Source organism: Streptomyces coeruleorubidus, assembly GCF_008705135.1.
Lineage (GTDB): Bacteria > Actinomycetota > Actinomycetes > Streptomycetales > Streptomycetaceae > Streptomyces > Streptomyces coeruleofuscus.
Window position 1 is genome coordinate 4,361,381 of the sequence record NZ_CP023694.1, and the last position, 13,388, is coordinate 4,374,768.

The window sequence follows — 13,388 nt, forward strand, 5'->3', positions numbered from 1 at the left end:
AGTGGAGTTTCTGCGTTCTTCACGTGCGTCTACCGAACGCAAACTTTGTCAGGTTGCGCACATATATTTCGCCCCGGGTCCGTCGGAGGTCCCTGGGGAGCGTCGGGAGTCCGTGAGAAGCCGTCGGGAATCCGTCGCGAGTCCTAGGACCGTGATCGGGCGGGAGCCCGATGCGGGGCGCCCGGGACGGAGATTAGCGTTTCGGATGTGCCGAAGACTCCCACCGCCACGTCCGCGATCATTCCGCCGCCCGCCTCCGGGCATGCTGAGGGGGTGAGCAACGACGAGTTCCGCGCCGCCATGTCCCGGCTGGCCTCGGGCGTGGTCCTGGTGACCGCGCAGGAGCCGCCGCTCGACCCGGACGACCCCTCGGCGCCGGTCAGCGAGGACGTGGGCATGACGGCCACGGCCTTCATGTCGGTGTCGCTGGACCCGCCCCTGGTGCTGGTGAGCCTGCGCGAGGGCTCCCGCATGGACGAGCTGCTCGAGGAGCAGGAGCTGTGGGCGGTCTCGGTCCTCTCCGAGAGCCAGCGGCACATCGCGGGCCGCTTCGCCATGAAGGGCCGCGTCAGCGACCGCCTGCTCTTCGCGGACATCCCCTACACCCGCGGCGAGTACACCGACGCGCCCCTGGTCGGCGGCGCCCTCGCCGTACTGGAGTGCCGCACCGAGCAACGGGTGCGCGCCGGCGACCACACCCTGGTCATCGGCCGCGTCCTGACGGCCCGCGTCCCGAGCGCCGACGGCGGGCCGCTGACCTACTTCCGGGGGCGGTACCGGCACTTGAAGTGAGGCGGAAACCCGGTGGCCCGGGGTGATCGGTGCGCCTAGGGTGCGCGCATGACAACGACGGGCCCTCGCCTCGAAGAGATCACCGCCGGGAACCTCGACGCCGCGCTCGGCATCCGCGTCCGCCCCGACCAGGAACACGCGGTCGCTCCGGTCGTGAAGTCCCTCGCCGAGGCCTATGTGCATCCCGGTGTCGCCTGGCCCCGCCTGATCGTCGACGGCGACCGCCCGGTGGGCTTCCTCATGGCCTTCCTCGACATCGACTGGTACGAGGACGGCAGCGTGCTGCGCTCGGGCTTGTGGCGGCTGAACATCGCGGCCGGGGAGCAGGGCCGGGGCTACGGCCGTTTCGCCGTCGAGTCCGTCGCGGAGGAACTCCGCCGGCGCGGCACCAAGCAGTTCTACGTCACCTGGCATCCCGGCCCCGACGGCCCGGAGGGCTTCTACCTGGGGCTCGGCTTCCAGACGAACGGGGAGACCAGCGGGGGCCAGACGGTAGGGGTGCTCAAGCTGGCCTAGCCCCAGTTCTGGCCGTTGCGGCCGCGCTTGGTCTCCGAGCGCTGCTTCTTCTCCCGCAGCCGCCGCTCGTTGATCCCCCGGGGGATCCGGGTCGGCCTGCGGGGCTTGGGCGGCGGCGCGGTGGCCTCGGCCAGGAGCGCGGCGAGGCGTACGGCGGCGGTCTCGCGGTTGCGCCACTGGGACCGGTGCTCGGAGGAACGTACGGTGACGACGCCGTCGACCAGGCGACCGGCCAGCCGCTCCAGGGCCCGCTGCTTCCACACCTCGGGCAGCGCCTCGGTCCTCGCCAGGTCGAAGCTGAGCTCGACCTTCGAGTCACTGGTGTTGACGTGCTGTCCGCCGGGCCCCGAGGACCGCGAGAAACGCCACATGAGCTCGGCCTCGGGCAGGGAGACGGAGCCGCGGATGACGTGGGGACCAGACATGCCGTCCATGTTCCCGCTCCTGTCCCGTCCACGTCATCCGAATAATCGCGCGTAAAGAAAGTAAAGGAGCTGGAACCTCGCGTACCCCTCTCCACGTTCATGGGGGTAGCTGTAGCTTCTTTGCCGTACGTAAACGAGGGAAGGGACTCCCAACAATGGCTGTAAGCCTGTCCAAGGGTGGCAACGTCTCGCTCACCAAGGAGGCTCCGGGCCTGACCGCTGTCACCGTGGGCCTCGGCTGGGACGTCCGCACCACCACCGGCACGGACTTCGACCTCGACGCGTCCGCGATCGCGGTCAACACGCAGGGCAAGGTCTACTCGGACGCCCACTTCGTGTTCTTCAACAACAAGCAGACCCCGGACAACACGATCGTCCACACCGGCGACAACCGCACGGGTGAGGGCGCCGGCGACGACGAGGCGATCAACGTCAACCTCGCCGCCCTCCCGGCCGACGTCGACAAGATCGTCTTCCCGGTGTCCATCTACGACGCCGAGAACCGCTCGCAGAACTTCGGCCAGGTGCGCAACGCCTACATCCGCATCGTCAACCAGGCCGGCGGCGCCGAGATCGCCCGCTACGACCTGTCGGAGGACGCGGCCACGGAGACGGCCATGGTCTTCGGCGAGCTGTACCGCAACGGCGCGGAGTGGAAGTTCCGCGCGGTCGGCCAGGGCTACGCCTCGGGCCTGGTCGGCATCGCCCAGGACTTCGGCGTGAACGTCTGACGGACGCCCACACCTGTGGCAGAAGCCCCCGGCGCCGGTCCAACGGCCCGGGGGTTTCCCCGTCCCCGCCCCGCCCGCGATACGTTCCCGGCGTGATCCTCGACCTCCTGCTCCCGCCTCCCCCCGGCCGGCCCCTCCCCGAACCCCTCCTCGCGGAACTCACGGCCCTCTACGCGTCCAACCACGCGTTCCACACCCTCACCGGCGACTTCCCCGACCCGCACGACATCCGCCCGGAGCAGGTGGCACACGCCCTGTCGGAGGAATGGGCCCAGCCCGGCACCGACGTCCTGCTCGCCCGCAGCTTCGGCCATCTGACCGGGATCGCGATCACGCTCGCCCATCACCCCGACCCCGCCGACCCGGACCCGTGGATCGGCCTCCTGCTGGTGGACGCCGGCCTGCACGGCCAGGGCCACGGCCGCCGCCTGGCCACACTCGTGGAGGACCGCTTCCGCGCGGCGCACCGCACCGCCGCACGCCTCGCCGTCCTCGACAGCAACCAGAAGGCCATGGCCTTCTGGACCGCCCTCGGCTACGAGGTCATCGACCATCGCGAGGACCGGCAGCTGAAGCGCCCGTGTGCGGTGCTCCGCAAGGAACTCACCGCGACCTAGGGGGTGTCGCAAAGTCCCGCCTGCCCCGCGACCCCCGGCACGGGCACGCCCTCAGGCCCGCTCCGGCTTCCCCTCCCCGTACAGCCAGTCCTCCCAGATACCGTCGAAGTCCTTCCCGGGCGCCTGCTCCTCGACGTACGCCGTGAAGTCCGCCGTGTCGGCGTTCCCGTGGCGACGGTCCGCCGCCCATCCGCGGAGGATGTCGCCGAACGCCTCGTCGCCGACGGTCCGGCGGATCTTGTGGAGGACCATGGCGCCGCGCCGGTAGACGGGGGCTCTGGAGATGTGCGCGGCGTCCACGGGTTTCGCGGGCGGGAAGGACCAGAGGTCCTCGTAGGTCTTCTCCCCGTGGTCGTACAGCGCGTCGAACGTCTCCTGCGCCGTCTCGTCGCCGTGGTCCTCCTCCCAGAGCCACTCCGTGTACGTCGCGAAGCCCTCGTTGAGCCACATGTCCCGCCAGCTCTCCGGCGACACGGAGTCGCCGTACCACTGGTGGGCGAGTTCGTGGACGAGGAGGGTCATGTCAGGTGCGCCGGGGAAGACGGGACGGCTCTGGGTCTCCAGGGCGTAGCCGATGTCGGCCGCGCGGTCGACGATGACGCCGGTGGAGGAGAAGGGGTACGGGCCGAACCGCCGCTCCGCCCAGCGCAGGACCTCGGGGATGCGTGCGAGCACCGCGCGGCTCCCCTCCTTCTCCGCCGGGTCGACGGCCGTGTACACGGGCAGCCCGTCCCGGGCGGTGGACCGGCTGATCCCGAAGTCGCCGATCGCGAGTGTGGCGAGGTAGCTCGCCATCGGCTCGGCGGTGCGCCACACGAACGTCGTACGGCCCCGCTCTGTCCTCTCGCTCCGCAACTCCCCGTTGGAGACGGCCCGCAGCCCCTGCGGCACGGTCACCGTCAGGTCGTACGACGCCTTGTCGGAGGGGTGGTGGTTGCCCGGGAACCACGCCATCGACCCGGTCGGCTCGCCGAGCGCGAGCGCCCCGTCCGAGGTGCGCAGCCAGCCCTCCTGTGAGCCGTCCGGGTCGGTGACGGTCTCGGGCGCCCCCGAGTAGTGGACCGTCACCCGGAACGTCTCGTCCCGGTCGATGTCCTCGCCCGGCCGGACGGTGAGCTCCTGCCCGGCTCGGTTCCAGCGGGCGGTCTCGCCGCCGACGGTTACCTTCCCGACGTCCAGGCCGACCAGGTCGAGGTTGAAGGCGGAGAGGGCCTTGGTGGCCCGGGCGGTGACGGTGGCCGTGCCGGTGAGGTGGTGGGCGTCCCGGTCGTAGTCGAGGCGCAGGCCGTAGTGGGTGACGTCGTAGCCGCCGTTGCCGGCCTTCGGGAAGTAGGGGTCGCGTACGCCGGAGCCGCCCGGGGTGCCGTGGACCCCGCCGCACGCGGTGAGGGCGAGGGCGACGGGGACGGCGGTCAGCGCGGGGACAAGACGTACAGATCGGGCCACGATCGCGATCCTAGGGCCTGCCTGACGAACCCCCGCCGTCCGCCCGGAGGGCGGGCTCGGCGGCGTCTGGTGCGTGCGATCGCAAGGCGCCGGAGCGCCCTCGTGGCGGAGCCACGTGGGCGGTTCGGCAACGCGGCATGGGGGTCCCCCCTGTTCGAGCGCAGCCGAGAACTTGGGGGAGTGCGTGCCAGACGCCGCCGAGCAGGCGGGGGTTGGTCAGGCAGGCCCTGAGGGCGCGTGACACCATCACATCCGTGCTCGACATCGGCTACGCCCTCTCCAACCGCTTCCCCGACCCGCCGCAGACCGACTACCGCCGCGCGGACGTCCGCGTCCTGCGGCACGACCTGTTCTGCGGTGACGTCTACCTGGCGGACACCAAGACCGACCACGAGGTGTCCACAGCCTGGGGATGGGTGCCGGTGCTCGACTTCGCGTGGGCGCTGTGCGACATCGTGGAGCGGATCGACCGGGATCCGGCGGGCTCACGTGCGTCCCGGCCGCAGCGGGCGGAGCTCGACTTCACCGAGTCGACCGACCGGATGCTGTTCGAGCGCCGCTTCGGGTGGGTGGACATCGAGGCCGACTGGATGCCCGCGGAGGAGCCCCCGCTCACCGTCTCCCACACCGAACTGCGCCGAGAAGCCCGGGACTTCCTGCACGACCTGATCGCCGATCTCACCGACCTGCACGACGACCTCGCCGAGAATCCGGCGATCTGGACGCTCCAGGCGCGTTTTCCCAGGATTCCCTGACGGGCGCTGACGGGCGCCGACGACCCCGGTGACACCCTTGTCCGTGATCAGTACCTGACACGGGGAGAGCGGGAGCATGACGCAGGGGCGTGTGACCTACGGGCTGGACTACAGGGTGCACCCGCCGGCCGTCGTCAGCGGCGACGGACCGGGGCAGGGCACCTCCGTCCGGCTGTGCCGTGACCCCGACAGTCCCGCTCCCGACCGGCTACGCTCGCTGCGGGCCTTCCATCTGCGCGCCGAGGACGGGGCGCCGGTCGCCCGCGTGGTCACGGAGCAGGCCCTGGGTTCCCGGCTGAGCGGGCGCCCGGCGGTGTACCACGTGCTGGATCCCCACGGCGCGCCGCTCGGGCGGATCACGCTGCGGCCCCGCCGCGCCTTCCGCTGGGGCCGCGAGCGCTGGACCGTCGAGCCGGTGGCCGGCCCAGCCCTCCAGGGGTACCAGGGCCGGCTGGTGTGGTGGGCGCTGTGGTGGCCTGTGGGTTTTCCGGTGTACCTGCTGCTGTTGGTCTGGGCTCTAGTGGCGGGAGACGGCGACGGGTTTGGACCGCCGCGCAGCGTCATCTGGCGCGACACATCGCGCCGCGCCCATCTCGTCTTCCGCGCGGTGGCCGAGGACTACCAGTTGCTGAGCCACGAGGTGGACCCCCGCCTGATCAACGCCCTGATCGCGCTGCACCAGTCCTACGACTGCCCGGAACGGGCCGGAACCTGGGGCTGGTACGGGAGGTGAGCGGGTGATCAGTCCTCCACCCTGATCCCCCACTGCGCCGCCAGCACCGGTGCCAGGTCCAGGAGCTGGGTCGTGCTGATCACCGCCCCGGCCAGCCGGTCCAGCCCCCGGCTGATCTCCAGAGACGCGGCCCCGCGCAGGTCGACGTCCTTGAGGGTCGCCGCGTGGAGGTCGGCGCCCGTCAGCGCGCAGTCCACGAACTCCACGCGCTCCAGGCGGGCGCCGCCGAAGTCCGGCTCGACGAGGACGCAGCCCTCGAAGACGACGTCTCTGAGCCGGGCCATGCGCAGGTTCAGATAGTCGATCTTGCCGCCGCGGATCAGCACCCGCTCAAGCACCGCCGCGTGCATCTGCGTGCCGCCGAGGCGGGCGTCGATCAGCTCGACGTCGCGCAGCGTCGCCTCGGCGAGGTTGGTGCCGACGCCCCGGACACTCGTGAGGGTCGAGTCCAGGACGGAGGCGTGCCGCAGCCGGACCTCGTCCAGCGCACACTCCGTCAGGGCGCAGTCCAGGAAGCGGGAGCCCGACCCGTCCTGCCCCGCGAAATCCGCGTCCCTGAACTCCAGCCCGTCGTAGTCCCCGTCCGGTTCCAGCTCGCCGCCCGGGAACGGCTCCAGCGCCGGCAGCCGGATCTCCGGTCTCCGCGCGGCCTTCACCCGCGTACCGCCCGCACCCGTACCGCCCGCCGCGCTCCTCGCCATGCGCCCATGCTGCACCACACCACTGACAACAGCCCCTGACCTGCGAGGCAACGGGCGATGTCACATTCCGGGCCCCTCGGCCGGTCGTACTCCCAGAAGAGTGTCGTCGAGCGCAGGGAGACCCTCAGCCATGCACCGCATCACCGTCATCGGCGGCGGCTTCGCCGGACTGACCGCCGCCATCACCGCTGCCGAGGCGGGCGCCAAGGTCACCGTCCATGAAGCCCACCACACGCTCGGCGGCCGGGCCCGCACCGCCGAGGGCCCCTACCGCACGAACGAGGGCCCGCACGCCCTCTACAACGGCGGCCCGCACTGGTCCTGGCTCAAGCAGCGCGACCTCATCGGGCCGCTCGCCCCGATCCCGCCCCTGGAGGCCGCCCGGCTACGGCTGCGGCACCATGGCGTGCTGCGCCGCACCCCGCCCTTCCCGATGCTGAAGCTGCTGCGCCGGACCGCCGAACAGGCGCCCGTGGACGTCGACTTCCTGACCTGGGCGACCGGCATCGCGGGAGAGGAGGGCGCCCGGGCCGCCGCCCACTACTCGGCCGTCGCCCTCTTCCACCACGACCCCGGTTCCCTGTCGGCCGCGTTCGTGCAGGAGCGCCTGCGCCGCGCCACCAAGCTGCCGCCCGAAGCGCACTACCCGCGCGGCGGCTGGGCCAGCCTCATCGACCGGATGGCCGCCCGCGCCTGGAACCTGGGCGTCCGGATGGAGACCCTGTCCCGGGTCGACACCCTCCCCACCGACACGCCGGTCGTCGTCGCCACGTCCCTCGACGCCGCCCGGCGCCTGCTCGGTGACGACTCCCTGACCTGGCCGAGCGGCCGTACCGTCCTCGTCGACCTCGCCGTACGGACGCGGCGCGGGGACGCGTTCGCGGTGTCCGACCTCGACGCGCCGGGCTGGCTCGAACGGTTCACCGCCCAGGACCGCAGCCTCGCCCCGGCCGGCGAGCAGCTCATCCAGGGTCAGATCCCCATCGCCCCGCACGAGTCCAAGGCCGACGGCACCGCCCGCGCCGAGCAGCTCCTCGACCTGGGCTTCCCGGCCTGGCGCGAGCGCGTCACCTGGCGGCGCGTGGCCGTCGCGAACGGCCGTACGGGCGCGGTCGACCTGCCCGGCACGAGCTGGCGCGACCGGTCCGCCGTGGACCGGGGCGACGGTGTCTACCTCGCCGGTGACCAGGTCGCGGCCCCGGGCGTGCTGTCGGAGGTCTCCTTCAACAGCGCCCTGACGGCGGTGTCGTTGGCGCTCGGCCGACGGGAGCTTGACCTCAAGCAAGCTTGAGGTTGGAGGCTGGGCCCAGACCACCACGACATGAGGAGCCGCCATGCACGCCATCCGCCTGCACGCCTTCGGCCCGGCCGAGAACCTCACCTACGAGCAGGTCGAGGACCCCCGGCCGGGCCCCGGCCAGGTCCGTGTCGCCGTACGGGCGGCGGGCGTCCACCTCCTGGACACCGCCCTGCGCGAGGGCGCACAGGGACCGGCGCCCGAGCCGACTCCCCTGCCCACCATCCCCGGCCGCGAGGTCGCCGGCGTCGTCGAGTCCCTGGGCGAGGGCGTCGCGGACCTGTGGCTCGGCAAGCGGGTCGTCGCCCACCTCGGCTTCGTCCCCGGCGGCTACGCCGAACTGGCCGTCACCGAAGCCGAACGGCTGCACGAGATCCCGGAAAGCCTGGACTTCGCCGAGACCGTCGCCATGATCGGCACGGGCCGTACGACGATGGGGATCCTCCAGTTCGCCGAGCTGGGCCCCGACTCGGTGGCCGTCGTCCCCGCCGCGGCCGGCGGCATCGGCACGCTCCTCGTGCAGTACGCCAAGAACGCCGGCGCCACCGTCATCGGCCTCGCGGGCGGGCCGGAGAAGGTCGCCCGCGTGCAGGCGGGCGGCGCCGACCTCGCCGTCGACTACAAGGACCCGGCCTGGCCCGCGAAGGTCCGCGCCCACCTCGGCGGCCGGGCCGCGACCGTGGTCTTCGACGGCGTAGGCGGCGACGTGGCCCGCGAGGCCGTCGCCCTGCTCGGCCCCGGCGGCAAGCACGTCGTCTTCGGCTGGTCCGCCGAGGGCATCCACGACGGCGAGCCCTACCTCGTCGACGGCGTCTCCGAGCAGGTCCTCGGCCCCGTGATGCTCGGGAAGGCCGGCGGCCCCGACCCGGTGCGCACCCTCGAACTGCGCGCCCTGACCGAGGCCGCCGCCGGCCGGCTCACCCCGGCCGTACAGCGCTTCCCGCTGCGCGAGGCCGCGGCCGCGCACCGGGCGCTGGAGAGCCGGGGGACGATCGGAAAGGTCGTCCTGGAGCCGTGACACCTCCTCTTCCAAGGGGCCGGCCGGGACGGATCAGCGGGCGACCGCCTTCGTCGCCGCGCTGAGCGCCGAGCCGTCCTTGTGCCCGGTGCGGTGCGCGATCACCTTCACGGTGATCTTCTTGCCCTGCTGCGCCGCCTTCAGCACCAGCGAGGACTTGGTCGCCCCGCTGATCGCCGTGCCGTTCGCGTACCACTGGTACCCGTACGAGGTCGCGGCCGGGCTCCACGTCCCGGTGGACGCCTTCAGCGTCCGGCCGACCTTCGCCGTCCCGCTGATCACCGGCGGCTTGGTCGCCTTGGGCGCGTCGCCCTTGGCCACGGTCACCGCCGCCGAGGACGCGGACCCGCTGCGCCAGCCCGCCTTGACCGCCGTCACGGTCACGGAGAGCTTCTTGCCGGCCTGCGCCGCGGGGATCGTGTACGCCGACGCGGTCGCGCCGCCGATCGCCGTGCCCTCCGCCTTCCACTGGTACGTGTACGAGGACGGGGCCGCCGACCAGGTGCCCGGCGCGGCGGTGACCTTGGCGCCCACCTTGGGCGTGCCGGTCACCTTCGGGGCGGCCGTGTTCTCCAGCGCGGGCTGGGGGGTGACGGTGAAGGTGCCGCGCTGGAACTCCGAGCCGCGCGTGTACACGCTGATGTTCCAGGTGCCGGTCGCCGCGCCCGTCAGGTCGGCGGTCGCGGTCACCGTCCGGTTGTCCGGGGAGACCGACTCCGTCTCCGCGTCGATCGTCTTTCCGGCCTGGCGGAGCTGGACCCTGACGTCCGGCCCCAGCGCGGTGCCGGTGACCGTGAGCTTCACCTTGGTGCCCGCCGCCCCGGTGTCGGGGCTGACGGCGGTGACGTCCGTCTTCTCCGTGCCGCACGGCGTGGAGGTGCAGGTGAGCTTGGCGCTGTAGGCGGTGCCGGCCGCCTTCTCGGGCAGGCCGAGCAGGAACAGCGACGGCGTACTCGCGGAGGACGAGCCCAGCACAGCGCAGTCGTAGCCCTCCGGAATGAAGTGCGTGCAGCCGTTCGTCCAGGTGGACGTATTGTACAGCACGGGTACCGCCGTGGTGGCGGCGCCGGTCGTGTCCTTGATGTCGGTCTCGAACCGGTCGAACCCGGCGGTGGGCAGCGCCGCGCACATCGCGGTGCGCGACTCGTCCAGCGTGCCGGTGACCGGCCCGTACCCGAACGCCACGGACGGCACCTTGGCGCACTCGGCGGCGGGCCCGTCGGCGGTCGCGACGCGCAGGGCGTCCAGGCGGTACTCGGGAGCCGCCTTCAGACGGGTCGGCGTCTGCACGAGAACCTGGTGGGTGGTCGAACCGCTCACCGCGCAGGGCGAGTTGCGGAAGGAGCACTCCACGCGGCCGTCCCCGGCGACGACCGCGCTGTTGGCGGTGCCGAGCGCGTCCCGCACATTGACGTGCACGACGTCGGTCGCCGCGCCCGTGGTCACCTGGTGGCAGGTGATGGTGCCCGGCGCTCCGGACGCGCCCTTCAGGGAGGCCCCGCCGACCTTCACCGCCGGGGTCTTCGCACAGCCCGCGGCGGAGGCGCTCGCGGTGACGTCACGCCGGGTCAGGGAGTACGTGGCGGCCGCGTCCCGGCCGGTCACCAGCACCGTGTGGGCCTTGCCCGGGGTCAGGGAGCAGACCGACCAGCCGTCGGTCGTGGCGTAGCGCTCGCAGACCCGCTTGCCGTCGGAGTCCAGCACCGAGAACCCGGCCGGCGCGGTCCCCGAGGTCGCGGTCAGCTGGAGCAGCTCGGTGTTCGAGTGCGCGCCGGCCGGAATACCCAGGCAGTGCGAGAAGACGCCGTCGCCTGTGGTCAGCGTGGCCTTCGCACCGCCCGCGGCGAAACTGCCCGCGGGCAGGACGGGGCAGCCCTCGGCGACGTCGGTGCGGTGGAAGGCGACCGCGTACGGGCCCGTGGCCGTGTCGCCGCTGTCCTCGGTGTGCACCAGGGCGCGGAACGGCGCCTCACCGGTGAGCGCGCAGTCACCGCCCTGGAGCGCTTCCCCGTCGCACTGCGGGGTGCCGTCGCGGTCCAGGACCTCCACCTCGGGGGTCAGCCCGGCGGAGGTCTGCGAGGTGAGTGCGGCGATCCGGCCGCCCTTCGGCACGGGCAGGGTCAGGCAGTCGTACTGCCCGACGGTGCTCAGCTTCCCCTTGTACAGGCCGGTTTCGATCGCGGCGCAGCCGGCGTCGGAGGCACGGTCGAACACCACCAGCCGGTCACGGGACGGGGCGAAGGCGTTGGTGCCGAGCACCGCCGTGTAGGTGCCCGCCTCACGGACCCGGCACGGGTCGGTGCCGGACTCGCACACGGTCCTGCCACCGGCGTCGTACACCCGGACCGCCCCGGCCGACCGGTCCTCGTCCACGGAGTGCACGGTGTACGGCCCGGCCTTCGCGGCGGAGAAGGTGTAGCAGGCGTCCGTGCCGAAGTCCCGCGGCTCGATCGGGCCGTAGGGCAGGACCGACGCGGTCGCGCAGCCCTGCGGGTCGTTCAGGCGGCGCACCTGGAGCGCGTACTCGGCGGGGAAGCCGCTCTCCGCGCGGGAGACGCTCGACAGCACCCGGTAGGGGCCGTCGCCGGGCAGGACGCAGCTGTCCTCGCCGTCCTCCGGGAAGTGCTCGCAGATGCGGGCGCCCGTCGCGTCGGTGATCCAGGCGACCGACTCGCCGTACACCTTGGTGCCGACCGTCAGCCGGATCCGCTCACCGGGCCGGCCCTCGAAGGCCTGGCAGTCCACGGCCAGCGGGCTCGCCGCGCTCCGGATCACCGCCGGCCGGTCCCAGCCGGTGCCGACCGGCTCGGCGCAGCCGCGGGTGCCCGAGCCGAGCGGGACGACGGTGAGCTCGGTCTGCTCGTCGTCGACCCAGCCGCTGTTGACGACCTTGACGGTGTACGTACCGGCTGCGGGCACCTGGCACCAGCCCTCGGCGCGGTACTCGTCGTCGAAGCAGTCGACCTCGGCGCCGTCGGCGTCGAGCATCTGCGCGTAGGCATTGTTCTGACTGTCGTCCAGGGTCACCAGATGCAGACCGGCCGAGCCGGCCGTCACCGTGAAGCAGGCGCTGCTCTGGGCCGGGACGGTGGCCTTGCCGACGGCGTCGCCAGGATCCCCGAACGGCGCGAGGGCGAGCGGCGCGCACTCCGGTTCGGCGGCGGCCTGGACCGAGCCCGCCCCCGTCAGGCTCAGCAGTGAGGCGAACAGCGAGACGACGACGGCGGACGCACCGGCTCGCCCCCGTCTCACTCGCCATCTGTGTCTCTGTCTCGTTCTCGGGCAGGCGTCCGTGTCCGACATGGCAATCCCCCCTGGATCAGTGGTCGTTGGCGAAATGCTCGCACACAGGTACGACACAACGCCCGCGAGAAAGCCGAGACGCCGCCCGGGCCCGGTCACGGCCCCGACCCGGCCCGGGTTAATTCACATGACCCGCCCGGCCCGCCCCACTACGGTGCCGAAAGTGATCGACATTCCCGGGGAACTGGCGGCATCACAGGAGAAGTACAACGGCGAGGCGGGCCGCGCCTTCATCGAGGAACTGCCGGACCTGGCGGCCGGCTTCCTCGACCACTGGGAACTCGAGCCCGACGGACCGCCCATGCACGGCGTGTCCGCCCTGGTCCTCCCGGTCGTCCGCGCCGACGGCGGCCCCGCGGTCCTCAAGCTCCAGCTCCTCGACGAGGAGAGCGAAGGCGAACCGGTCGCGCTGCGCGCCTGGGACGGCGACGGAGCCGTCCGTCTCCTCGACCACGACGAGCCCACCGGCACGATGCTGCTGGAACGCCTCGACGAGACCCGCATGCTGTCCCACGTCCCGGACACCCGCCAGGCCGTCGTCACCATCGCCGAACTCCTCGCCCACCTCACCTCCTTCCCCGCCCCGCCCGGCATGCGCCACCTCGGCGACATCGCCCGGGCCATGCTGGACCGCACACCGCGGGCACTCGACCGCATCCCCGACCGCGAGGCACGCCGCCTCGTCGCCGACTGCGCCGCCGCCGTACGCGAGGTCGTCGACGAACCGGGCGACCGGCTCCTCCACTGGGACCTCCACGACGAGAACGTCCTCGCCTCCGACCGCGCGCCCTGGCTCGCCATCGACCCCAAGCCCCTCGCCGGCGACCCCGGCTTCGAACTGTGGCCGGCCATCGACAACCGCTACGACCCCGACGACATCCTCTGGCGCTTCGACGCCATGACCGACGTCCTCGCCCTGGACCGCCCCCGCGCACGCGCCTGGACCCTCGGCCGCCTCCTCCAGAACGCCCTGTGGGACATAGAGGACGGCCGCCCCCTGGACGACGACCAGCTCGAGATCGCCCGCCGCCTGCGCGCCCACACCGCCTGACCC

At 72.5% G+C, this 13,388-nt stretch carries 13 protein-coding genes; 9 read left to right on the forward strand and 4 right to left on the reverse strand.

Annotated features, from left to right (window positions below; genetic code table 11):
• Positions 1–207 precede the first annotated feature (207 nt).
• Positions 208–792, forward strand: a complete 585-nt coding sequence (locus CP976_RS20050) for a flavin reductase family protein (protein ID WP_150481630.1) — start codon at positions 208–210, stop codon at positions 790–792.
• Positions 793–840: 48 nt separating this feature from the next.
• Positions 841–1,308 carry a GNAT family N-acetyltransferase gene (locus CP976_RS20055; protein ID WP_150481631.1) on the forward strand — a complete coding sequence of 156 codons (468 nt, stop codon included), beginning with the start codon at positions 841–843 and terminating at the stop codon, positions 1,306–1,308.
• Here CP976_RS20055 and arfB read toward each other — a convergent pair.
• On the reverse strand, positions 1,305–1,742 hold the full coding sequence (arfB, locus tag CP976_RS20060) for an alternative ribosome rescue aminoacyl-tRNA hydrolase ArfB (protein WP_086851135.1): 438 nt from the start codon (positions 1,740–1,742) through the stop codon (positions 1,305–1,307). The genes CP976_RS20055 and arfB overlap by 4 nt on opposite strands.
• 146 nt (positions 1,743–1,888) lie before the next feature.
• On the opposite strand from arfB, the gene CP976_RS20065 reads away from it, so the two are divergent.
• Both CP976_RS20065 and CP976_RS20070 read left to right on the forward strand, forming a co-directional pair.
• On the forward strand, positions 1,889–2,464 hold the full coding sequence (locus CP976_RS20065; RefSeq protein ID WP_086851133.1) for a TerD family protein: 576 nt from the start codon (positions 1,889–1,891) through the stop codon (positions 2,462–2,464).
• Positions 2,465–2,556: 92 nt separating this feature from the next.
• A complete protein-coding gene (locus tag CP976_RS20070; protein ID WP_150481632.1) occupies positions 2,557–3,081 on the forward strand; it encodes a GNAT family N-acetyltransferase in 525 nt (174 codons plus the stop codon).
• 51 nt (positions 3,082–3,132) lie between these two features.
• Here the strand turns inward: CP976_RS20070 and CP976_RS20075 are convergent, their stop codons facing one another.
• Positions 3,133–4,527, reverse strand: a complete 1,395-nt coding sequence (locus CP976_RS20075; protein WP_150481633.1) for a M1 family metallopeptidase — start codon at positions 4,525–4,527, stop codon at positions 3,133–3,135.
• A 254-nt stretch (positions 4,528–4,781) separates the two neighbouring features.
• Between CP976_RS20075 and CP976_RS20080 the strand changes: the two genes are divergently transcribed.
• Entirely contained in the window at positions 4,782–5,282 is a 501-nt protein-coding gene (locus CP976_RS20080) for a hypothetical protein (RefSeq protein WP_150481634.1), read from the forward strand.
• Positions 5,283–5,358: 76 nt separating this feature from the next.
• Positions 5,359–6,015 (forward strand): hypothetical protein, encoded by a 657-nt coding sequence (locus CP976_RS20085; RefSeq protein WP_150481635.1) that lies wholly within the window; start codon positions 5,359–5,361, stop codon positions 6,013–6,015.
• 8 nt (positions 6,016–6,023) lie between these two features.
• On the opposite strand, the gene CP976_RS20090 is transcribed toward CP976_RS20085, so the two are convergent.
• Positions 6,024–6,716 carry a pentapeptide repeat-containing protein gene (locus tag CP976_RS20090; protein WP_167537375.1) on the reverse strand — a complete coding sequence of 231 codons (693 nt, stop codon included), beginning with the start codon at positions 6,714–6,716 and terminating at the stop codon, positions 6,024–6,026.
• Between the two features lie 130 nt (positions 6,717–6,846).
• Here CP976_RS20090 and CP976_RS20095 point away from each other — a divergent pair, with 130 nt between their 5' ends.
• Both CP976_RS20095 and CP976_RS20100 read left to right on the forward strand, forming a co-directional pair.
• Positions 6,847–8,007, forward strand: a complete 1,161-nt coding sequence (locus tag CP976_RS20095; RefSeq protein ID WP_150481637.1) for an FAD-dependent oxidoreductase — start codon at positions 6,847–6,849, stop codon at positions 8,005–8,007.
• A 43-nt stretch (positions 8,008–8,050) separates the two neighbouring features.
• Positions 8,051–9,031, forward strand: a complete 981-nt coding sequence (locus tag CP976_RS20100) for a zinc-binding dehydrogenase (RefSeq protein ID WP_150481638.1) — start codon at positions 8,051–8,053, stop codon at positions 9,029–9,031.
• 33 nt (positions 9,032–9,064) lie between these two features.
• On the opposite strand, the gene CP976_RS20105 is transcribed toward CP976_RS20100, so the two are convergent.
• On the reverse strand, positions 9,065–12,334 hold the full coding sequence (locus tag CP976_RS20105; protein WP_425282096.1) for a Tat pathway signal protein: 3,270 nt from the start codon (positions 12,332–12,334) through the stop codon (positions 9,065–9,067).
• 127 nt (positions 12,335–12,461) lie between these two features.
• Here CP976_RS20105 and CP976_RS20110 point away from each other — a divergent pair, with 127 nt between their 5' ends.
• Positions 12,462–13,385, forward strand: coding sequence for an aminoglycoside phosphotransferase family protein (locus tag CP976_RS20110; protein ID WP_150481640.1), 924 nt, complete (start codon positions 12,462–12,464; stop codon positions 13,383–13,385).
• Positions 13,386–13,388 lie beyond the last annotated feature (3 nt).